16 protein-coding genes are annotated in these 21,240 nt (G+C 43.9%); 10 read left to right on the forward strand and 6 right to left on the reverse strand.

What is annotated here, in order from left to right; translation table 11 throughout:
- Positions 1-588: 588 nt before the first annotated feature.
- From R7E29_RS21100 to R7E29_RS21115, 4 genes are all read left to right on the forward strand, one after another.
- Positions 589-2,226: a methyl-accepting chemotaxis protein gene (locus tag R7E29_RS21100; protein ID WP_005378266.1), complete on the forward strand. Its 1,638-nt coding sequence runs from the start codon at positions 589-591 to the stop codon at positions 2,224-2,226.
- 465 nt (positions 2,227-2,691) lie between these two features.
- Positions 2,692-3,831 carry an efflux RND transporter periplasmic adaptor subunit gene (locus tag R7E29_RS21105; protein WP_017635040.1) on the forward strand — a complete coding sequence of 380 codons (1,140 nt, stop codon included), beginning with the start codon at positions 2,692-2,694 and terminating at the stop codon, positions 3,829-3,831.
- Between the two features lie 2 nt (positions 3,832-3,833).
- Positions 3,834-6,995, forward strand: coding sequence for an efflux RND transporter permease subunit (locus tag R7E29_RS21110; RefSeq protein ID WP_005378264.1), 3,162 nt, complete (start codon positions 3,834-3,836; stop codon positions 6,993-6,995).
- A 187-nt stretch (positions 6,996-7,182) separates the two neighbouring features.
- Complete coding sequence (locus tag R7E29_RS21115) at positions 7,183-7,638, forward strand: MarR family winged helix-turn-helix transcriptional regulator (RefSeq protein WP_033905066.1); 456 nt, start codon at positions 7,183-7,185, stop codon at positions 7,636-7,638.
- Positions 7,639-7,682: 44 nt separating this feature from the next.
- On the opposite strand, the gene R7E29_RS21120 is transcribed toward R7E29_RS21115, so the two are convergent.
- Positions 7,683-8,639 carry an AEC family transporter gene (locus R7E29_RS21120; RefSeq protein ID WP_025766898.1) on the reverse strand — a complete coding sequence of 319 codons (957 nt, stop codon included), beginning with the start codon at positions 8,637-8,639 and terminating at the stop codon, positions 7,683-7,685.
- Positions 8,640-9,240: 601 nt separating this feature from the next.
- Here R7E29_RS21120 and trpS point away from each other — a divergent pair.
- On the forward strand, positions 9,241-10,263 hold the full coding sequence (trpS, locus tag R7E29_RS21125) for a tryptophan--tRNA ligase (RefSeq protein ID WP_053303220.1): 1,023 nt from the start codon (positions 9,241-9,243) through the stop codon (positions 10,261-10,263).
- 84 nt (positions 10,264-10,347) lie between these two features.
- Here trpS and R7E29_RS21130 read toward each other — a convergent pair whose 3' ends face one another.
- Positions 10,348-11,304: a hypothetical protein gene (locus R7E29_RS21130; RefSeq protein WP_017634956.1), complete on the reverse strand. Its 957-nt coding sequence runs from the start codon at positions 11,302-11,304 to the stop codon at positions 10,348-10,350.
- The gene (locus tag R7E29_RS21135; protein ID WP_017634955.1) at positions 11,301-12,629 is read right to left on the reverse strand and encodes a sphingomyelin phosphodiesterase; all 1,329 of its coding nucleotides are present in this window, start codon (positions 12,627-12,629) and stop codon (positions 11,301-11,303) included. Before R7E29_RS21135 ends, R7E29_RS21130 begins: the two co-directional genes overlap by 4 nt.
- 292 nt (positions 12,630-12,921) lie before the next feature.
- Between R7E29_RS21135 and R7E29_RS21140 the strand changes: the two genes are divergently transcribed.
- Both R7E29_RS21140 and R7E29_RS21145 read left to right on the forward strand, forming a co-directional pair.
- Entirely contained in the window at positions 12,922-13,188 is a 267-nt protein-coding gene (locus R7E29_RS21140; protein WP_017634954.1) for a hypothetical protein, read from the forward strand.
- Between the two features lie 155 nt (positions 13,189-13,343).
- Positions 13,344-14,972 (forward strand): methyl-accepting chemotaxis protein, encoded by a 1,629-nt coding sequence (locus tag R7E29_RS21145; protein WP_017634953.1) that lies wholly within the window; start codon positions 13,344-13,346, stop codon positions 14,970-14,972.
- 125 nt (positions 14,973-15,097) lie between these two features.
- On the opposite strand, the gene miaE is transcribed toward R7E29_RS21145, so the two are convergent.
- Both miaE and R7E29_RS21155 read right to left on the reverse strand, forming a co-directional pair.
- On the reverse strand, positions 15,098-15,868 hold the full coding sequence (miaE, locus tag R7E29_RS21150) for a tRNA isopentenyl-2-thiomethyl-A-37 hydroxylase MiaE (RefSeq protein ID WP_017634952.1): 771 nt from the start codon (positions 15,866-15,868) through the stop codon (positions 15,098-15,100).
- Positions 15,869-15,965: 97 nt separating this feature from the next.
- Entirely contained in the window at positions 15,966-16,730 is a 765-nt protein-coding gene (locus R7E29_RS21155; RefSeq protein ID WP_005378247.1) for a hypothetical protein, read from the reverse strand.
- A gap of 313 nt (positions 16,731-17,043) precedes the next feature.
- Here R7E29_RS21155 and cysB point away from each other — a divergent pair, with 313 nt between their 5' ends.
- The gene (cysB, locus tag R7E29_RS21160) at positions 17,044-18,018 is read left to right on the forward strand and encodes an HTH-type transcriptional regulator CysB (RefSeq protein WP_005388967.1); all 975 of its coding nucleotides are present in this window, start codon (positions 17,044-17,046) and stop codon (positions 18,016-18,018) included.
- Between the two features lie 53 nt (positions 18,019-18,071).
- Complete coding sequence (locus R7E29_RS21165; protein ID WP_017634951.1) at positions 18,072-19,268, forward strand: methyltransferase; 1,197 nt, start codon at positions 18,072-18,074, stop codon at positions 19,266-19,268.
- A gap of 93 nt (positions 19,269-19,361) precedes the next feature.
- Here R7E29_RS21165 and ald read toward each other — a convergent pair whose 3' ends face one another.
- Complete coding sequence (gene ald, locus R7E29_RS21170) at positions 19,362-20,486, reverse strand: alanine dehydrogenase (RefSeq protein WP_005378241.1); 1,125 nt, start codon at positions 20,484-20,486, stop codon at positions 19,362-19,364.
- Between the two features lie 156 nt (positions 20,487-20,642).
- Here ald and lrp point away from each other — a divergent pair, with 156 nt between their 5' ends.
- The gene (gene lrp, locus R7E29_RS21175; RefSeq protein WP_005378234.1) at positions 20,643-21,137 is read left to right on the forward strand and encodes a leucine-responsive transcriptional regulator Lrp; all 495 of its coding nucleotides are present in this window, start codon (positions 20,643-20,645) and stop codon (positions 21,135-21,137) included.
- Positions 21,138-21,240: the final 103 nt, after the last annotated feature.

Consider the following 21,240-nt stretch of genomic DNA (forward strand, 5'->3'; position numbering starts at 1 on the left):
TCTTTTCTGAAGATGTAGCAAGACTTTGTGACTAGGTTGCATTATTTTCTTTAATGCGTCTCTTGAGAGGAAAATAGCAAACTTTTTTATTGCCTTGGCGCTCAAGAAAATCTGAATCGTTCACTGTGCTACTGGTTAACTTCGAAAACTTGTAAGCATCCTGTCTGCCAACATCACGACTAACATCATCAAGGAGTACCCTTAAATACGTCAGATAAACAATGGTTTTTTTGAGCTTTAGAAGAAATGTTCGGACCTTTGCATATTCCGCGGTGGTGCTCAATCCAAGAACTGTGTTTTGTATGTGTTCTCAGTAAATCATTGAGTCGATCTATTCTTCAAAATGTGATCCCTTTTAATTCACTTTCTGTTACATATTTTTCGTTTTGAAAGAGCATTTTAATTTGCATCTTTTGAAAAGATCTCTTTGTTAAATTTTGTATAAAATCAACTAATTGTTGAAATTAGAACCCTTGTCAAAAAGTCATTAGATTTCATGTTGAATAGCCTCTTTTACCTAATAGTATACTCTATTTGTTTGATATAATTTCCGGCAGTTTGTATACCATAAATAAAGAGAGTCTATTCATGTTCCAGAACTTAACGATCAAGCAGAAGATAGTGATTCCGCTGTCATTGATTATTGGATTGTTTATTGTGAGCTCTGTATTAAACGTTATGACAAGTTGGAAGCAATCTGAATTGAGTGAGACACTCAACGAACAGATCGTGCCGAACTTATTAACGATTGAGGATGCTTACCGCGATCTTTACCAAGCTACATCTGCAATCCAAGGTGTTGCTCTTTCTGATACTCAAACCGATATTGATCACCACATCGGTGAATACAAAGACAACGCATACAAAGCGCTGCCGCGTATGGAACAAATGATTGAGCTATCGCAAGCCGGTGTGACGCCTTCTACACATGGTAATGAAGTTCGAACGCTTGTCTCTTTGGGTGAAAAATGGTTAGCAAGTTATGAGGCGATGCTACGTTTACCTCAATCTCAATGGCGTGGTTACTACAATGAGCACAAACATACCTTTGAAGACCAATTTATCGAGGTTAGAGCGCAGCTTAACGTTGTAAAAGATGCAATAGAAGAAAAGCAAAGCCAATTGAAGGACGAAATATCAGCGGCTGCAACAAGAGCAGAACTCATTCTTGAAGCGGGCATTGTGATTGTTATTCTGGCCGCTATTGCGATGGCGTTTTTGTTGTTGCAAACGGTTGTGAAGCCTATCAATGATATTAAAAATGCGATGACAGAAATTGCGTCCGGTGAAGGTGATCTAAGTCAGCGAATCGATGTAAAAACACAAGACGAAATTGGCAATTTAGCAGACGCATTTAACCAGTTTGTGTCCAAAATTCAAGTGACAGTCGCTCAGGTAATTGAAAGCTCAAATACCCTACGTAACGAAATGGCAAATCTTAGCTCGTTGACCAAGACCATCGCGAACTCGACCGTTTCTCAGCAAAAAGATAGTGAGGCGGTAGCGGCGGCAGTGCACGAAATGCAAGTCACCAGCAGAAATGTAAGCGATAGCGCTAACGAAGCCGCGGTTGCGAGCCAAACAGCGAATGATGAACTTACCAATACCAATGTTATTTTGGATCAAACGGTTAGCTCAATTCGCAGCCTCGCAAGTGAAATCGAAAGCGCAAGCCACGTCATTAACACATTGGATCATGATGTGAGTAACATTGCGTCCGTACTGGATGTAATTCGTGGTATTGCCGAGCAAACAAACTTATTAGCGCTTAACGCAGCCATTGAAGCGGCTCGCGCTGGAGAGCAAGGGCGAGGCTTTGCTGTGGTAGCGGACGAGGTTCGTTCTTTAGCCAGTCGTACGCAACAGAGTACGGGAGAAATCCAAACCATGATTGAAAAGCTACAATCTGGTGCAGGACAAGCTGTAGAAGTGATGCGCGGTAGCCAAAATAGCAGTGATGAAACGATCAAGTCCGCTGGCCGAGCGAGTGAATCCCTTTCTGAAATCTTGAACGCGATTTCACGTATGAACGAGATGAATACACACATTGCAACGGCTGCGAGCCAGCAAAGTACAGTAAGTGACGAAGTAAATAGCAACGTACAAGGCATTGCAGACAGTAGCACTTCAATTGTGGAAATCGTAAACCAAGCGCAAGCTTCTTTAGCCATGTTGTCAGAGCAAACTCAACGTTTAGATCATCAGGTCAGTCAGTTCAAAGTATAAGCTGAGAACAGCAATCTCACTGACGAAATAACCCGCTTCTTAGCGGGTTATTTTTTTGATAAGTGGCGAACCTGACTTGTGAAATTTCGACTATATTTACATTCCTTTCTCACTTTAGTTCGTATACCAGAGTGGGCAAATAACCCTAGACAGCGGTAACAAACTCTGTACAGCGTGATGATGCTTTTATCATCACTTTTGCTGCTTTTTAACCATTGCAATTGCACACAGGAAAATGTGATTTCCAACCCAAAATCTTCAAATTTGAGAACTTCATAACACCTTTACCATAAACGTTTTTCGTAAGCGTATAGAACTGTAAATTTTGTTGTATGTACAACACTGGGTATTTATCATCCTAATTAATTTGTTCTGGATATACATCCATTAGTCATTATTAAGTCATTCTAGAAGCTTTTAATAAGGAATCTTGAAGGCTTGTCGGTAGATAAGAGAGAAAAATTCATGAGACGTAAAACCACGCTATCTCTGCTGATTGCGTCGAGCCTTTTTGTGGTTGGATGTCAACCTAGCGAAGAAGGATCGAGCCAAGGTGGGGGGCCTGCGCCCGTAACCGAAGTAGAAGTGTTAACAGTGCAGCCAACGCGCCAAGCATTGACAGTAGAGTTGCCGGGTCGTAGCCGAGCATTCAAAGAAGCAGAAGTTCGTCCGCAAGTCACTGGCATTATTTCGGAGCGAAATTTTGTTGAAGGTGGCCTTGTTGAACAAGGACAGTCGCTATATCAAATTGATGATTCATCATTTCAGGCGGATTTGCTGAGCGCTGAAGCGGAATTAATCCGTGCGCAAGCTGCGGCAGAGTCGACCTATGCCACGGTGAAGCGTTACAGAACCTTGATCACCAAAAAATCCATCAGCCAACAAGACTTGGATGAAGCAGAAGCGGCATACAAAGAAGCGAAAGCGCAGGTCCTAGTCGCAAAAGCCAAGATCAACACAGCAAAAATCAACTTAGATTATACGCAAGTCAAAGCTCCGATTAGCGGGGTGATCGGTAAATCGAGTGTGACAGCGGGTGCGTTGGTTACGGCTAACCAAGCTGCCAAATTAGCGACCATTCAGCAGCTTGACCCTATCAATGTTGATATTGTGCAATCATCCGCGCAACTGCTGCGTTTGAAAGCATCACTCTCCCAAGGCCATATGCAAGAAGATGACTCTGCGCAAGTTACATTGATGCTTGAAGATGGCAGCACTTACGAACACAAAGGCACAATGAAATTTACTGAGGTCAATGTGAACGAAAGTACGGGCAGCGTGACGCTTCGTGCCGAATTCCCAAACCCTGACGGTTTGTTGCTACCTGGAATGTTTGTTCGTGCGACGGTCATTACTGGTGTCGACCCTGATGCGATTCTAATACCACAAAATACGGTATCTCGTGATGCGACAGGTAAAGCGACAGTGATGACGGTTAATGGCGAGAACAAAGTGGAAGCGAAACCAGTGAAGACTGCCGAAGCGATCAATAGCCAATGGCGCATTATTGATGGTTTGAACGCGGGTGATAAAGTCATTACCGCCGGTTTACAAAAGGTAGGGCCAGGCAGTTCGGTAACTATCCAAAACGGTGAACAGGAGTAATCATGGCACGATTTTTTATCGATCGTCCGGTATTTGCTTGGGTTCTCGCGATTCTAACGATGTTGGCGGGGGTAATGTCATTATTCAATTTACCCGTCTCGCAATACCCAACGATTTCACCGACGACGATCACCATCAGTGCTCGCTATCCAGGTGCATCAGCAAAAACCGTTGAAGACTCGGTAACGCAAGTTATCGAGCAAAACATGACGGGATTAGATTACCTTCGCTACCTATCATCGAGCAGTGATGCATTTGGTAATGCGACAATTACCCTGACGTTTGATAGCGAAGCTGACCCTGATATCGCGCAAGTACAGGTTCAGAACAAACTGCAATTGGCATTGACTTCATTACCGATGGAGGTACAAAACCAAGGTATTGTCGTAAATAAATCCAATACGGCATTTCTCATGGTTGTCGCAGTTTATTCTGAAGATCCAGACTTTACAGAAAACGATATCGGCGACTTTGTTGTAACGAATATTCAAGACCCGATAAGTCGTGTAACTGGCGTAGGACAAGTGCAGGCGTTTGGTGCGCAGTATGCGATGCGAGTTTGGCTGGATCCATTTAAGCTTACGCAGTTCAACTTGACCGCAATCGATGTAGCGAACGCGATCAGTGAACAGAACGCGCAAGTTTCTTCAGGTCAACTTGGTGCAGCACCTGCGCAGGAAGGCCAGTTGTTGAATGCAACGATTTCGTCTGCAAGTCGTTTGAGCAGTGTGGAAGAGTTCCAAGACATCATTCTTAAGTCTGACGCCAGTGGTTCTAATGTTTATTTGAAAGATGTTGCTCGTGTTGAACGTGGTGCAGAAAGTTACGATATTCGAGGCCAATATAATGGCTTCCCAGCATCGGGTTTAGGTATTTCATTAGGTACTGGCGCAAACGCGCTTGAGACAGCCAATGCGGTAAAAGAGCGCTTAGAACAACTGAGTGCAACGTTCCCAGAAGGGTTGCAGATTGCTTACCCATTTGAAACAACGCCATTCGTCAAAGCCTCGATTCAAGAAGTGGTTAAAACGCTATTAGAAGCCATTCTTCTTGTGTTCTTAATCATGTACCTGTTCTTGCAGAACTTCCGTGCGACGATCATTCCAACGATCGCAGTGCCTGTCGTATTGCTCGGAACCTTCGCTATTTTGTACGCGACTGGATTTAGCGTAAACACGTTAACCATGTTCGCGATGGTTCTGGCTATCGGTTTGCTGGTGGATGATGCCATCGTTGTGGTGGAAAACGTCGAGCGTGTGATGCATGAAGATGGTTTAGAGCCCAAAGAAGCGACCAAAAAATCGATGGGGCAGATCACTGGTGCCCTGATTGGTGTGGGGTTGACGCTTTCAGCGGTATTCGTCCCTATGGCGTTTATGTCTGGTTCTACCGGGGTTATTTACCGTCAGTTCTCGATAACTATTGTGGCGGCTATGACGCTTTCAGTTTTGGTGGCGATAATTCTGACTCCGGCATTGTGTGCTACGTTGCTGAAAAAAGGCGATGCTGAGCTTCTAGAGAAGAAAGGCTTCTTTGGCTGGTTTAACCGCAAGTTTGATGCGATGACAGCAGGCTATGAAACCGGCGTTGCCAAACTTCTAAAACGCACAGGTCGCATGTTGGTTGTATTTTTGGCAATGAGTGCAGGTGCTGGCTGGTTATTTATGAACCTTCCAACGTCATTTTTGCCAGATGAAGACCAAGGCACAGTATTCTCAATGGCTATTTTGCCGCCTAACTCAACACAAGAACAGACGGAAAAAACACTTGAGAAAATGCGTGACTTTTACCTAGTAGACGAAAAAGACAATGTAAAATCCGTCTTCTCTGTTGCTGGATTTAGTTTCGCAGGCCAAGGCCAAAACATGGGGATGGCATTTATCGGCCTGAAAGATTGGTCTGAGCGTGAAGCGCCTGGCGCTGATGCGGCTTCCATTACGGGCCGAGCGATGGGGTACTTCTCTACCATTAAAGAAGCTTTGGTGTTTGCGTTCGCCCCTCCAGCGATTCAAGAGCTAGGTAACTCGACAGGTTTCGATTTCTATCTCCAAGACTCGTTGAATAAAGGGCACGATGCATTAGTTGCGGCTCAAGGGCAACTTCTGGGCATGGCAGCACAAAACCCGAAACTTGTCGGTGTTCGTCCAAACGGTCAGGCAGATGCGCCAATGTACAAAGTGAACATTGACCACGTCAAACTTCGTGCTTTGGATGTCAGTATCAATGACGTAAACCAAATCCTGTCAGCTGCATGGGGCGGGGCTTACATTAACGATTATATTGATCGCGGTCGTGTGAAGAAAGTGATGGTGCAAAGTGATGCGGAATACCGCATGCAGCCAAAAGACTTTGATTCATGGTACGTACGCAATGCTAAGGGAGAGATGGTGCCTTTCTCTGCTTTTGCGAGTGGCGAGTGGACATATGGTTCTCCTCTTTTGCAGCGCTTTGATGGTTTGCCAGCAATGAATATTCAAGGCGGTGCAGCTCCTGGTGTAAGTACTGGTGAAGCCATGGAAGAAATTGAAGCAATGGTAGAAAAGCTACCAGAAGGTTTCACGGTGAACTGGAATGGTATTTCGTATGAAGAGCGCCTTTCCGGAAACCAAGCGCCGATGCTATATGCGCTATCTATCCTCGTCGTATTCTTAGTTCTTGCCGCTTTGTATGAAAGTTGGTCAGTACCTTTCGCCGTGGTGTTAGTTGTTCCTCTTGGTGTGCTTGGTGCTGTGCTTGCGGTAATGACGCGCAGTATGGATAACGATGTGTTCTTCCAGGTGAGCTTATTAACTACGGTCGGCTTGGCAACCAAAAACGCCATTCTGATTGTTGAGTTTGCAAAGGACTACTATGAGAAAGGCGCTGGGCTTATCGAAGCAACCTTACATGCTGTTCGCGTTCGTCTGCGCCCAATTATCATGACATCGCTTGCTTTTGGTTTGGGTGTGGTACCACTTGCTATCAGTTCAGGTGTGGGATCGGCAGGTCAAAACGCAGTGGGTACCGGCGTACTTGGTGGCATGATCAGTGCCACGATATTGGGTATATTCTTCGTCCCAATCTTCTTTGTAGTGGTTGAGCGATTGTTTGATCGACGTGCGAGAAAAGAGTCGGAGGCAGAGTTGTCTGAGACCAGCACTAAACCCACTCAGCAAAGCGAGTAGGACTTGGTTGTTTTAACTGAGTTATACTAGTGATAATAAACACGATTAAAGGGCGCTTCGGCGCTCTTTATTTTATGTTTTCACTTGGTGGTTACCGTCTATGACGCGAGCCTGAAAGACGGCGTGTTGTGTGCAGTATCAGCACAGCCTTTTCGGCCGAATGAAAGCCTAAAGAAGAAAAACGACGATGAAAGATCAGAAAATTTCCCCAATTTCCGTTTTGGATCAAAGTCCTATGTTTGTTTGTGGTGTGATGCAGCGCATGTACCGCAATCGTGCCCAAGCTGAGCTCTCTCGGCAAAATTTGATGACACTAGAAATGGCAAGTGCACTGGCCGCTTTAGAAGAATTTCAGCCTATGAGCCAGCAAGCGTTAGCTGATGCGGTTCGAACTGAGCGAAGTGTAGCAAAGCGGATGGTGGACAATCTGGAAAAGAGAGGGTTTGTTCAAGTTTCTAAAAGTAAATCGAATCAGCGCCTTAAAATGCTAAGCATGACAAAAGAGGGGGCAAATGCTTTAAAGCAAGTTCATCAAATCATGACGAATTTACAGAAAGAGTTTTTTTCTTGTTTGTCGGAATCTGAAGCGAATGAATTTTTTCGTCTGGTAAGAAAGCTCACTTTTGCGAATCACGACCAGTAACTGACATCAATGCCGTTTAGCGTCTTTATTTTATCGCGGACCAATTATATTAAGCTGTAGAACTTAAGAAATAGGATGCCCAACGTACAGGTCACGGTAGAAAGCACCGTAGTGAGTGCGATGATATTTGCAGCTAACGTGGCATTGCCTCCCATGGAACGCGCCATGACATAGCTGGCAGCAGCGACTGGAGAGGCGTTCATAAAGAAAAGAATACCTAGCTCAATTCCTCGAAATCCTACTAAGTAAGCTCCCATGGTGATGATGACTGGCGCTACGATGAGCTTGTAACTGCTCGCAAACCAAGATGGACCTTTCTCTTTTCTCATCAAGCTAAAGTCAAGTGAGCCACCCGTACACAACAGCGCCAAAGGCAATGTCATTTTGGACAAGTAGTCTCCTGCGTCAATAACCACATTCGGTACTGGAATAGCGAGTAAATAAAAAGCCATTCCTAGAACAATGGAGATTATGAGTGGATTCCTAGTCAGTGTTCGGCCCATCATCTTTGCTGCTTGCGAGGCAGACGTTGCTCCTTTGGGAGATAAGCAAATTACCGCTTGGACGTTATAAATAAATGTGGTGACCGCGACATAGAGAGCCGCTAACGCCACACCTTGAGAACCATACGCATTGGCAACGTAAGCGATGCCAATAATACCTGTATTTGCTCGGAACCCACCTTGGATGAGAACGCCTTGATCAGGCGATGCTTTGAACAGAAGTTTGACGGAAAGATAGGTGAAAATGAAAAACGAAATACTAGCGATGACGCCGAAATTGACGAATCCACTTGCCGCGGAAAAGTCGTGTTCTGAAGCCACAATGCTGACAAATAACATTGCAGGCAAGGTAACTTGAAACACCAGTTTAGAGCCTACTTCGATAAAATTATCGTTGATTAGACCAAAGCGCTTAAAAAGAACGCCAAGTACCAACATCAAACAGATAGGTCCGGTTATCGACAAAGAGAATTGCAACTGATGTAAAACAGCTTCCATGTAAGTATCCGCAGCAAAAGAAAAAAGTGTTCCTGTTGCCTATTAAGCCACAAACCCGGAGGGTAGGACAGTAACGTGATGAAATTTTCTTCTGTTGTAGGTTCCGGAGTCATTTACACTCCAAGTTATGGACGAGGTCCCAATTTAACAAAGCGGTACTGGTCCTACGTGCGATATGTTGGTTAACTCGTTGTCGTGATGCATCCACATGCGTATTAGATGTGAGGGCTGGTCATCGTAGTTATAGATAGGAGTTCATCAATGAAAAGGAAACACAACAAAACTGTACTGTGTGCGTTTGTCTCTGGTTCGGTATTTGGTGCGGTTTTGGTCATTGCGATGTCTTTACCAATGTAATCCTCTTAATTGGCTGTTGGAACACTCACACTAATTCAGTACAAAACAGATTGAGTTCTGCGGTGTGTGCTGTTAGTTTAAAAAACATGAAAATACACGTTCGCCCTTCATTAACAACCTTCTCTTGGTGGCGCTCTAAATAGAGCGGCGCGGAACACTTACATTCTTAAGCTGCTGGATGGTAGCTAAGAGTGTTTGATCTTTTTATCTCCAGTAGCGATCTATTAATTACTTGGAGACAAATATGAATACCCATAAAAATACATCTCAGCGTGAAATTATACTTACCGGAGATCGAGCAACAGGTCCATTACACCTCGGGCACTATATTGGTTCATTGCAACAACGAGTCAAATTGCAAACGGAGCACGAGCAAACGATCTTGGTTGCGGACATGCAAGGGCTGACGGATAACGCGCATAACCCATCAAAGGTATCCTCTAATATTCTCAATGTCGTTGCAGATTATTTGGCTGTTGGTATCAACCCCGCTCAAACTACGATCACGTTGCAGTCTCAAATTCCAGCGTTAGCCGAGTTGACAATGTATTACAGTAATCTTGTTTCTATCGCACGATTAGAGCGAAACCCCACGGTTAAAAATGAGATTCAAAGTAAAGGCTTTGAACGCTCTATTCCCGCAGGCTTTTTAACGTATCCAATTTCTCAAGCTGCTGATATTACGGGGTTTCATGCGACGCTAGTACCAGTGGGTGATGACCAGCTGCCGATGTTAGAGCAAACTAATGAAATCGTGAGAAAAATAAACCACCTGGGTGGGAAAGAGGTTCTTAGGGAATGCCGTCCATTACTTAGTGATGCACCTCGTTTGCCGAGTACTGATGGCAAAAATAAGATGTCTAAAAGCATGGGGAATGCAATCAACCTAGGGACGTCTGAAAAGGAGATTTCTGCGGCGGTGAAATCTATGTATACCGATCCCAATCATCTGAAAATTGAGGACCCTGGCCAAGTCGAAGGGAATATTGTATTCATCTACCTCGATGCTTTTCATCCTGATAAAAATTATGTCGAACAGCTAAAAGACCATTATCGACGAGGTGGGTTAGGTGATGGTTTGACCAAGAAAGTGTTAGAAGAATGCTTACAAGAGATGCTTCGCCCTATTCGAGAAAAGCGCGCTATGTATTTGAATGATAAAGCGCAGCTGATTGATATTTTAAAACAAGGTAGTGAGCGTTCTCGCGAGAAAACCGAAAAAGTGCTATTTGATGTGAAAGATGTATTTGGTTTAAATTTGTTCTGAATTAAAAGTAGAGAGTTGAACATAAGGCACGACGACTGGTTAGCAACGTGCCTTTTTAAGTTCCCAGTCAGTCAAAGCGCATTGTTAAGAAGAAAAAAATTCACGACGAAAATCCGCGACTTCTTGTTGGTAATAGCTTTGCCATTCCGGTTCTGACAAATGTGAATGGCTAGAGGCTCTTTGCGTTCTTAGCTTGGACTCAAGTTGTTGTAATGCTTGTTGGTAATCTTTGACTTGTTTTTTTTGCTCTGTAATTTGCTGCTGACGAGCATGAATGTTTTTACTTTCTTCTTTCGTTAAGTAAGTTCGTTCTAGCTCTGCGATGATCGCCAAGCGATCTGGTAGGCTCATACTATTAGGAATCAGGGTGACCGCACGCTCATATTTTTCCTGGTTGCTTGTTAGCCCGATAGCATCTGCATGTTCTTGCCAGTCAATGGTGAGTTGCTCGAAAGCTCGCAAAAAGTTATCTGGGCTTTGAGTGTCCAGCTTTTGGGCTTCTAAATTGAAATCGTACAGCGCGAACTCATCCGCGAAAACAACATCAGCCAATTCTCCCCAGATGCTCCTTGCTTCGTTCTTCAGCTGTGCAATACGCGACGCCAGTGATTGTTGCTCATCAAATAACAAATTTCCTACACTCTCTTGCCATTGGCTGCTGAGCTGAGGGTAGTTCGCCAAAAGCTGGAATCGAGCTGAAGATAAATGCGCCTCAAACAAGGCGACCTGCTCTTCACAACTACGGTTCAACATACACTCTTGCCAAAACGTCTCAAGTTCGGCGACAAGTTTCCTGCCTTTGAGTTGAGTTAATCGCTCAGTCGTTATTTGAACTGTGGAAGGGAGCTTAGCGGTTTGTGGTGAAGTATCTGTATCGGGCACGATGCTACTCGTTTGTAGTGATGTACTGGAGACACTCTTATTTTTTGTCTTAGGGAAAGGAGAGGAAGCGAGCTCTTCTTTTTGAACATCGTGACTGAAAGTTAAAAATATCATGCCCGCCATAATGGCGGACATGATTATCAAAGCGATTTTCTTCATGGCTTGATTGTTGCGCTTACTGGGAAATGGTCAGAAAGGTTATAGTGTTTCCATAAACTCTCTGCGGTTGTGCGCGGCACGTCTACACGGTTGTCATTGAATGATTTCACCCCGTATTCACTACTCACCATAACATAGTCAAGGTATTCCACGTTTTCGCCACCTGATAACGCTTCACCTGCAAAGTTATTGATACGGGGATCAAAGGTTGACTCCGTGTAACCAGAGTACTGAGGTTCGATGGCGCTTAAGTTAGCGATCATTTGTTGGTAGTCACCAGGGAACTTTCTTTTGTTTACGTTAAAGTCGCCGCTGTATACCACAGTTTCGCTTGAAGGAATGTTAAGAGATTGGGCGAGTGCGCGGATTTGTTTGAACTGGCGCTGACGATACTCACGGGCGGTGTCTGTATCGAAAGATGCGGTATGGGTAGCAAACACATGGTAAGCCTGACCACCTTTAATTATTTCCGCATAATTTACGCCTTTATCGGCAAAGCAGTCTGTACCAGAACAATCGGGAAAGACATATTGCGCTTCGTTCACGATAGGGTAGCGACTAACTATGATTACGCCACCATCATGAATATTAACGCCTTCTTTATCTAACATCTTTGTTTGGTAAGGATATTCCTTGGCTAACTCACGTAAGAATGCTTCACGGCCGCTGGCAAACACCTCTTGCAGCGCCAAAACATCGTAACCTTTTACATGTTGAGGAATCAGTTCGTAACGATCTCCAATGTGCGATGCAATAGCCGTCAACGCCCAGATGTTATAAGTCATCAACTTAAGGTTTTGTTCTTCGTTGTCGACAGACTCCGCTACCTTGCTTGGCGTGATGGTGTAGTAAAGATCATCATATCGAGCGGTACTGTCTGACTTAAATGCCAGTTCGGTTTCTCTCGCACCAAAAGCGTTAGTGTTGGCACGATGAATGTTACGATCATCTTTGAGTGATAACTCGACATCGGCTGCGGACAAGCCGTATTCAATGGTCGAATTGTACCAATGGCCTTCCATTATTTGATTGAGTGTTATGCTTTCACCTTCAGGGCTAGAAACCACCGTTTCAAAACGGTAAGTTTGATTTGATTTCACGCCCTCCCAACGGTTGAAGCTTAATACAGATTTAGTTTCCCACGGACCAAGTACCTGCACATGTTGTTGCCACTCTTCTCCGTATTGAAGCAAATCACTGCCTTCATGTTTTACTTGAATAGTTAACGGTTGATCAGAGTTATTCGTTAGGTAAACGTCGGTATCTGCAATGCAGGGTAACGCTATCAAGCTACTTAATAAAAGGCTCCACTGCGAAAATTTCATCTTATTTTTCCATCATTTGAACTAGAGCAATCATTCTTGTTTATAAATGTTACTTGCACGTTAAATATGGATGACATCTAAGCCAGCGCTGAAAATTGTTATCAGAATGTGATCTTTATTCAATGGTTAGGATGGGGGTATTGAGTGTGTGGCCGTTGAAGCGGTGGAAAAATAATACCAACAGTCAACGAATTGCATTCACTGCAATCAAGCTGTCATCTTTGCTCTATAAGTTGTGCGGCGTCATTCATCTAGCCATATGGCTAGAACTCAAATTGATAGATGGAGCACCATGGCTAGAGCAGTAAATCCAACCGATGAAACCATCATTAAATTGTTACAAGAGCAAGGTTTGATTAGAAGTGAAGCAGAAGCACGTTTAAAGAAAGAGGTGTACCGCTTGCAACCTAATGAGATAGCAAAAGTAAAAAATTATGCCCAGCATTTTGGGATAAATGCGAAAGAAAAGCTCATCGATGAGATCTTGGATCTGCGCCGAGAAGCGCTCATGAAAAGATGTAGACACAATACGGAGCATGCGAGCCTATCTCTAAAATAGCATGTGATAAAACTATCAATTACTGGTCAAGATTTGATCTCTCAAGCCGATGTATATAAGAGCGTTCAATGATATCGAGCGCAAAAAACAGTGTGTTTTAGAGGTTAAGCTTTCACTTAAGTGAGAGGTTTGGAAAGGCTGCGGGGAGAAAGTGCATGCGTATTAAAGACTTAAGTGTCGTAAAGAAAATATCGGTTAGTTATTTAACCGTTTTTGCCGTGTTTGGTTTAGTGTCAGTAATGTTGGTGCAAGGTTTGTTAACACTGAATAAAGACATTTCAGTGTTAACAGATAAAAGTTTACCTTCTGTTGCGATTTTGAAAGGTATCCAAGTTGATATTACTAAAGTGCGTAAAGATGAGTTCTCTTTATTGCCAAACGCAAATCACCCCAAAATTGGTGAATGGTTAAAAGGCCTCGACCAATGGCGTTCTGATGTGCAGGCTGGTATTGCAGAATACGAAAAGCTCGACCTTAATAAGCGTGAAACGCAGTCCTTTAGCGTTTTTAAAGAAACTTGGAATCAATACATCAAAGAAACGAAGACTTACAACGTATTGCTAAGCCAAGGCGATGCTGAAAGTGCAAATGATGTAATTTTATCAAGTTTCGATACCTACTCAAAAGCGTTGAGCAGCTTGGATGATACCCTCGCGTTGAACGATGAGTTGGTGAATTTGATTGGCGAAGAAGTACAAAGTGAAGCGGCATTTACACAATACAGCGCTGCTGTTGGTGCGCTTGTCGTCGCATTGGTCATGGTAATGTCTGCCATGTTGCTTTCACGAGTCATCTGCGGGCCTGTTGATCGAGCACTGGAATTCGCTTCCAAAATCGCCAAGGGTCAATTGAATAATCAAATCGACGAAAGCGAATTGAGCAAAGACGAGTTAGGAACGCTGCTCAAAGAGCTTGTCGGTATGCAAACAAACTTACATTCGTTGGTTTCTGAGATTAATGACTCAACGATTCAGCTAACGGCAGCAGTAGAGGAAGTGAGTGCTATTTCTTCTCAGACCGCTTCTGGTATGCAAAATCAACAAATTGAACTTAGCTCGGTGGCTTCTGCGATGACAGAAATGCAAGCTGCTGTAAGTGAAGTGGCACAAAATACCGAAGTTGGCGCAACCTCTGCTTATTCGGCTGCGGAAGTGGCAAAGCAAGGAACGGTGACGTTACAACAAACTATCGCAGTAATTGAGCGTGTATCACATACGATCCAAGAATCAGATGAACTGGCACGTGAGCTTGAATCGAGCTCAAACAATATCAATGTGGTCGTAGATGTGATCCGCGGGATTGCCGAGCAAACAAACTTGTTAGCACTGAACGCCGCAATTGAAGCCGCTCGGGCTGGTGAACAAGGACGTGGGTTTGCTGTTGTGGCAGATGAGGTTCGTTCTCTGGCGCAACGCACTCAAGACTCCACTTCACAAATTGTGGAAATTGTTAATCAACTACAAGAGAGCAGCAGTAAAATAGGGCATTCAAGCCGTGATTGTCAGGAGGGTATTTCTCAGTGTGTTGAGCAAGTTAATGATGCTGATAGCCAGATAAAAGAAATTGAACATTCTGTCGATAACATAGCGCAAATGAGTACACAAATCGCAACGGCGTGCAGTGAGCAGAATTCTGTATCCGAAGAGCTGAATCGCAGCGTGGAGCATATTAATAGTGCTTCAACAGAGATGGCTGAGGGAGCTTCACAAACGGCTGTGGCTTGTCAGCAGATTAGTAGCCTAGCGCACAACTTGAAAACTCGAATGGGTTCATTCCAGCTCTAGTTGTTGTGTTTCAGCTTTATTCCTAACCTCATTGCTACAATAAATAAGCCGGACGAAATGTCCGGCTTATTTATTCTCTGTCTATATAAGTTCAGAGTATGCTCAACCTTGGGAGAATATGCTCGCTAGGCTGGAATACCACTGTGAAACTTAAAATCTGTATCTGGCGTAGAAATTAAATCTGCCTCTATACGTCCAAAGTAGGCGATGCGCTCGCTGATATCTTTGCCTGCGATTTGCTCCGCTAATACAAGATAATCCTGGTAATGGCGTGCTTCTGAACGTAATAAAGAAATGTAGAACTTTGCGATATCGTCATCCATATGTGGTGCTAGTTTGGCAAAACGCTCACAAGATCGGGCTTCGATGTACGCACCAATGATGAGTTTATCGATCAGCGTTTCCGGCTCATGAGTCTTCATATGCGAAATCAGTCCTTTAGCATAACGACTTGCTGGAATATTTTTGTACTCAATTCCACGACTTTCCATGATCTCTAAAACTTGATAAAAGTGGTGTAACTCCTCTTTTATCAAAAGCACCATCTTATCGATCAAATCTTGGCTGTATGGTGAGTCGGACTTAGCCATGATTGACTTAGAAATATTGCTCTTGCCTTTTAAAGTTTCCAATGAGCCTACGTTACGGTAAGCAAAATCTTCGTAGGGCTTAAACCAGTCAAGTAGAGCATGTGAACTGGATTGGTCAACGGCATACTTACGAATTAAAAACATGGCAGATTGGCCAGCTTTTAGTTCGCACAGTAGGTGGTCTAACAAAATGGTTTGAAGGTTCTCTGGTTTCTTTGCTTCCTCTACCCATTCATCAGGTGTACTGCATCGCAGAAATTGGTTAATGGGAGCAAGAAGATCTTGATAGGCGTCTAGATTCATCATTTTAGTTTTAGTACTTCACATTTTTATTGGGCATATCCGTTGTCTTGCGGATAGAAAAAAGGCTGCAATTGCAGCCTTTTTTGACCTGAAGTGAATGTTACCACTTTTTCTTCTCGCCGAAGAGAGCTTCCATGTCATTGTCACGCTCTTTGTCAGCAATCTGCTGCATTTCGGCATCGCTTTTATCTTGGCGCTTTTTATCTAAGTCACCTAACATCTCTTCAAGCTTTTGTTTCGCTTGGATAGAATAAGGATCGCTCTTAGTGCTCAAAGCATCGATACCTTTACGCAGCAGTTGAAGCGCGGTGCCTGGTTGGCCACGAGCGATAGAGTCGTTTGCTCTTTTGATGACATTTTCAATGTTGATGCGAATTTGCATCGTTTCCAAGCGCGCATTTTCGGTGACGTAAGTCTGGGTATCCAATCGGCCTTTGTTGTGCTCGTTACGGATAGTGTCGCGAAGTCGTTTAACCAGCTTAAGCATGACGATAGCTTGTTTATCACTACTCGGCATCTTGAAAGTGGTACTCTCGCCAGTAGGACCATTCTCTTTTAGCTGCGTAATCTGCTGCTTCATATTTTCGATACGTTGAGCAAGTTGCTTGTTCTTCGGGTCCAGCTCATGCATGCTCTCTAGCGCGTCAAGAATACGATTGTTTAGACACAGCAACAGCTCTTTACTAAAAGGGATATGGTGCGCATGACCAATCAACTCTTCAGTACCATCTATCAAGGCTACATATCGCGCTGATTCCTGCCTTTTTGCGGTTTCAACTTTAACCTTATATTGCAACATAATGTTATAGCCTAGGATTAACACCAGTAGGATGGCTACCAAAGCGATTATTAAACCAATATTCATATCTTTGCGTCTGCTTTACTTTTCTGCGGCTAGCGTTAAAGAATACATGAATCTTATCTTACTCGGCACCTTATTTGTTTGATTATTTTGTCTCTCCCACGTTTTAGTTACTGATAGAAGTCACATCATAGAACTTCGGTCATTTATTGGCTCAACTTTGTGCATATTGTTTCTTGCTTGAAGATTATTAGTATGTGATTGAGGTATAAGTTAGAAATTGCTGTTCATTTCGATTTGAACGCGTTATAACTAATTATTATATCGCTCGCTTGAGTGGCCAATAAACTCTCTCATGAATAAGTAAGGGATTACGATGAAACTGCAGCAGCTGAAGTATATTGTTGAGGTTGTAAACCATAATCTGAATGTATCTGCAACGGCGGAAAGCTTATATACCTCTCAGCCAGGTATTAGTAAACAGGTTCGGTTGCTGGAAGATGAGTTAGGTATTCAGATTTTTGAACGTAGCGGTAAGCACTTAACGCAAGTGACGCCAGCTGGAGAAGAAATTGTACGTATCTCTCAAGAAATTCTCGCTCGTGTAGAAAGTATCAAAGCGGTGGCTGGAGAGCACACCCATCCAGAAATGGGGACGCTGAATATCACCACGACACATACGCAGGCTCGTTATGCACTGCCAGATGTCATCAAAGGTTTTACTTCTCGTTATCCAAAAGTGTCGTTACACATGCACCAAGGTACACCGTCACAAATGTCTGAGGCGATAGCTAAAGGCACTGCGAATTTTGCGATTGCGACAGAAGCTCTTCACTTATATCAAGATGCCATCATGCTGCCTTGTTATCACTGGAATCGTTCAATAGTTGTGCCTAAAGACCACCCACTAGCGAAGAAAGACAAAGTAACGATCAGTGATCTTGCCGCTTACCCATTAGTCACTTACGTGTTCGGTTTTACTGGTCGTTCAGAGCTGGATACAGCATTCAACCGCGAAGGTTTAACCCCGCGAGTGGTGTTCACGGCAACTGATGCAGACGTCATTAAAACTTACGTTCGTATGGGTATTGGTGTGGGTGTGATTGCAAGCATGGCTGTGGATGAAGAGCAGGACGGTGACTTGGTTGCAATAGATGCGAGCCATTTGTTTGGCGCGAGCACCACGAGCATCGGCTTCCGCCGTGGTACATTCTTACGCTCTTACATGTTCGATTTTATGGAGCGTTTTGCACCGCACTTAACGCGTCCAGTGGTTGAGCAGGCGATTTCGTTGAAGTCTAATGCAGAAATCGAAGAGATGTTTAAAGACATCGAGCTTCCGGTCAGATAACACTTCATTGATGTTTCGATTCCCTCTACAATGCGCTCGTTGTAGGGGGATCTATGAAAACGCAATTTCAGTTTATTAATGACTGCTTAATCGAAAACCAATCTTTGTGGCGATTCGAGCCTTTTAAAAGCAGCATTCACACATCATTACCTTGGCAGGAGCAACATCCTCGACTGTGCCAATGGCTAGCGTCTCTTACTCCCTCTCAAATCGAAGAATACAAAGCAGCACCAGAACTCGCGTTAAAAGCACTTAGTCCGTTTTTGCCTGAGCTTGAACAACTCGCAGAACTGACTCATTTAGAGCTTTTGTCGTTAAACGGCTTGGAACTCGCTCGTGGTTTAGATAACGGTATTCCGGGACGTAAGTTGGAGCAAATTAGCTCGATGGGTGAAGCTGCAATTCAACAACACTGTGGCGAAGAATGGCTAGAATGGTGCTCAGGTAAAGGTTACTTGGGGCGAATCCTGACAACGCAAACCGATCAGCCTGTAACCAGCTTTGAATACCAACAAGCACTGTGCGATTCGGGGCAACAAGCAGCCAATGAACATCATTGGAAGATGACGTTTATTCAAGGCGACGCGTTTGATAGCAAAGCGAAAGCCGTGTTTAAGCCAACGCAACACGCAGTAGCACTGCATGCATGCGGTGACCTTCACGCTCGTCTAATGCAGTACGGCAGTGAAAATGGGATTGCTGCGATGACCATATCACCTTGTTGTTACCACTTGATTCAGTCGGAACAATACCAGCCGATGTCGGAATCGGGCAGGGCTTCTTCTCTCTCATTGTCTAAGCAAGAACTGCGTATCCCATTACAACAAACGGTGACAGGAGGAGAGCGCGTGCGTCGTCATCGTCAGCAGGAAATGATGTTTCGTCTTGGGTTTGATTTGATCACGCGACAAGCTTTGGGAATGGCAGAGTATCAGCCTGTGCCGAGTATCCGTAAGTCGCAATTAAGTGATGGTTTTGAATCTTTATGTCGCTGGGCAGCGGAGCAAAAAGGCATTGTTCTTCCTCAAGAAATCGATTTCTCTCATTTTGAAAAGTTAAGCGAACAACGCTTCTGGCAAATGGAGAGAATGAGCTTAGTGCAACTTGTTTTTCAACGTCCGTTGGAGATCTGGCTCGCATTAGACAAAGTGCTTTATCTTGAAGAACGTGGTTACCGTGTTAGATTGTCAGAGTTTTGCCCTAAATCGGTCACACCTAGAAATATTTTAATTTGTGCATATAAGATTTAGTTATTCTTTATAGCCAAACGCTCTATATGAAAAAGCCCACTTATGAGTGGGCTTTTGTAAACAAAACGTGACAAGTTATGTTTTATTTTGTCATTAATTAAACATAGCGATAGCTTGAGTTGGTTCAACGTATTCCAAGTCAAAGCTTTCTGCTACTTCTTTACATGTTACTTTTCCGTGAATAACGTTTAGACCTTCAAGGAAGCCTTTGTCTTCTAGAAGTGCTTCGCGGTAGCCTTTATTTGCTAACTTCACGATGTATGGAAGCGTAGCGTTGTTGAGTGCAAATGTTGAAGTGCGAGCAACTGCGCCAGGCATATTTGCTACACAGTAGTGAACCACTTCATCAACGATGTAAGTTGGATCTGCGTGAGTTGTCGCGTGTGAAGTTTCGAAACAACCGCCTTGGTCAATTGCCACGTCAACCACTGCTGCACCAGGCTTCATCTTAGCAATGTGCTCTTTAGTGACCAGTTTAGGTGCTGCTGCGCCAGGAATTAGAACGGCACCGATAACAAGGTCCGCTTCTAGAACATGCTTCTCGATAGCGTCTTCAGTAGAATAAACCACTTTTGCGCGACCTTGGAATTCTTCGTCAAGCTTACGAAGTGTGTCTACGTTACGGTCTAGAATAGTGACGTCAGCGCGAAGGCCAACCGCCATACGAGCAGCGTTTGCACCAACAACGCCACCACCAACGATAACGACTTTTGCAGGTTCAACACCAGGTACGCCGCCTAGGAGCAGACCACGACCGCCGTGCGATTTTTCCAACGTTTGCGCACCAGCTTGGATAGACATCCGACCTGCCACTTCTGACATTGGTGCTAACAGTGGCAAACGACCCATATTATCTGTTACAGTCTCATAGGCTATACAGACAGCTTTGCTCTTGATTAGCTCATCAGTTTGTGGAAAATCTGGTGCTAGGTGTAAATAAGTAAATAAAATTTGCCCTTCGCGGAGCATTGCTCTCTCTACTGCTTGGGGTTCTTTTACTTTTACAATCATGTCTGCTTGCGCAAATACGTCAGCAGCATGAGGGAGAATGGATGCGCCGACAGCGATGTAATCATCGTCTGAAAAACCAATGCCGGCACCTGCATTGGTCTCAACTAAAACTTGGTGACCATGTGAGATGAGTTCTCTCACGCTAGCTGGGATCATACCAACACGATATTCGTGATTCTTGATTTCCTTAGGTACGCCAATGATCATCCTGTATCCTCTTTCTATAATGGTTGTATTAACTGTTAGTAGGGTGTTATTGTCGAATTAATAACTAGTATAGTTATAGATTTGTAAAATTTGGCACCAAATATTAAAAAGTTGTAGTATATTTTTTTGCAAGGAAGTAATAAGGTGGAATAAAAAATGGCAGACAACTATAAAAAGCCGTCCAAGGAACTAGACCGTATCGACCGCAACATTCTTAATGAGCTGCAGAAAGACGGTCGTATTTCAAACGTTGAGCTTTCAAAACGTGTGGGACTTTCTCCAACGCCATGTTTGGAGCGTGTACGTCGCTTAGAGCGTCAGGGTTATATCACAGGGTATACTGCATTATTGAATCCGCAGTTCCTGGATGCATCACTATTAGTATTCGTTGAGATTACGCTAAACCGTGGTGCGCCGGATGTGTTTGAGCAGTTTAACTCAGCTGTTCAAAAGCTAGACGACATACAAGAGTGTCATCTTGTTTCAGGTGACTTTGACTATCTTCTTAAAACCCGTGTATCAGATATGGGTGCTTACCGCCGACTATTGGGCGATACGTTACTACGTCTACCTGGCGTAAATGACACTCGCACATACGTTGTTATGGAAGAAGTGAAACAATCTAACCAGCTTGTGATCAAAACTCGTTAATTTCTTGCAAAGAAAGCGGTATATGCTTCCGCTTTCGCCAGAGAGTAATTGGGTTTTTCTCCTTGATATGGTTAAATCAATTTACCGAGCGGCTTGATGCCGC

It is taken from the genome of Vibrio sp. Vb1729, assembly GCF_033338655.1.
GTDB classification, from domain to species: domain Bacteria; phylum Pseudomonadota; class Gammaproteobacteria; order Enterobacterales; family Vibrionaceae; genus Vibrio; species Vibrio alginolyticus.

What these genes read in the sequence shown, in the direction of transcription:
- R7E29_RS21110 (WP_005378264.1), top strand. Translation starts at nt 3,834, where the DNA reads ATGGCACGATTTTTTATCGATCGTCCGGTATTTGCTTGGGTTCTCGCG.
- R7E29_RS21130 (WP_017634956.1), bottom strand. Translation starts at nt 11,304, where the DNA reads ATGAAGAAAATCGCTTTGATAATCATGTCCGCCATTATGGCGGGCATG.
- ald (WP_005378241.1), bottom strand. Translation starts at nt 20,486, where the DNA reads ATGATCATTGGCGTACCTAAGGAAATCAAGAATCACGAATATCGTGTT.
- lrp (WP_005378234.1), top strand. Translation starts at nt 20,643, where the DNA reads ATGGCAGACAACTATAAAAAGCCGTCCAAGGAACTAGACCGTATCGAC.
- miaE (WP_017634952.1), bottom strand. Translation starts at nt 15,868, where the DNA reads ATGATGAATCTAGACGCCTATCAAGATCTTCTTGCTCCCATTAACCAA.
- R7E29_RS21115 (WP_033905066.1), top strand. Translation starts at nt 7,183, where the DNA reads ATGAAAGATCAGAAAATTTCCCCAATTTCCGTTTTGGATCAAAGTCCT.
- R7E29_RS21120 (WP_025766898.1), bottom strand. Translation starts at nt 8,639, where the DNA reads ATGGAAGCTGTTTTACATCAGTTGCAATTCTCTTTGTCGATAACCGGA.
- trpS (WP_053303220.1), top strand. Translation starts at nt 9,241, where the DNA reads ATGAATACCCATAAAAATACATCTCAGCGTGAAATTATACTTACCGGA.
- R7E29_RS21140 (WP_017634954.1), top strand. Translation starts at nt 12,922, where the DNA reads ATGGCTAGAGCAGTAAATCCAACCGATGAAACCATCATTAAATTGTTA.
- R7E29_RS21165 (WP_017634951.1), top strand. Translation starts at nt 18,072, where the DNA reads ATGAAAACGCAATTTCAGTTTATTAATGACTGCTTAATCGAAAACCAA.
- R7E29_RS21100 (WP_005378266.1), top strand. Translation starts at nt 589, where the DNA reads ATGTTCCAGAACTTAACGATCAAGCAGAAGATAGTGATTCCGCTGTCA.
- R7E29_RS21145 (WP_017634953.1), top strand. Translation starts at nt 13,344, where the DNA reads ATGCGTATTAAAGACTTAAGTGTCGTAAAGAAAATATCGGTTAGTTAT.
- R7E29_RS21135 (WP_017634955.1), bottom strand. Translation starts at nt 12,629, where the DNA reads ATGAAATTTTCGCAGTGGAGCCTTTTATTAAGTAGCTTGATAGCGTTA.
- cysB (WP_005388967.1), top strand. Translation starts at nt 17,044, where the DNA reads ATGAAACTGCAGCAGCTGAAGTATATTGTTGAGGTTGTAAACCATAAT.
- R7E29_RS21105 (WP_017635040.1), top strand. Translation starts at nt 2,692, where the DNA reads ATGAGACGTAAAACCACGCTATCTCTGCTGATTGCGTCGAGCCTTTTT.
- R7E29_RS21155 (WP_005378247.1), bottom strand. Translation starts at nt 16,730, where the DNA reads ATGAATATTGGTTTAATAATCGCTTTGGTAGCCATCCTACTGGTGTTA.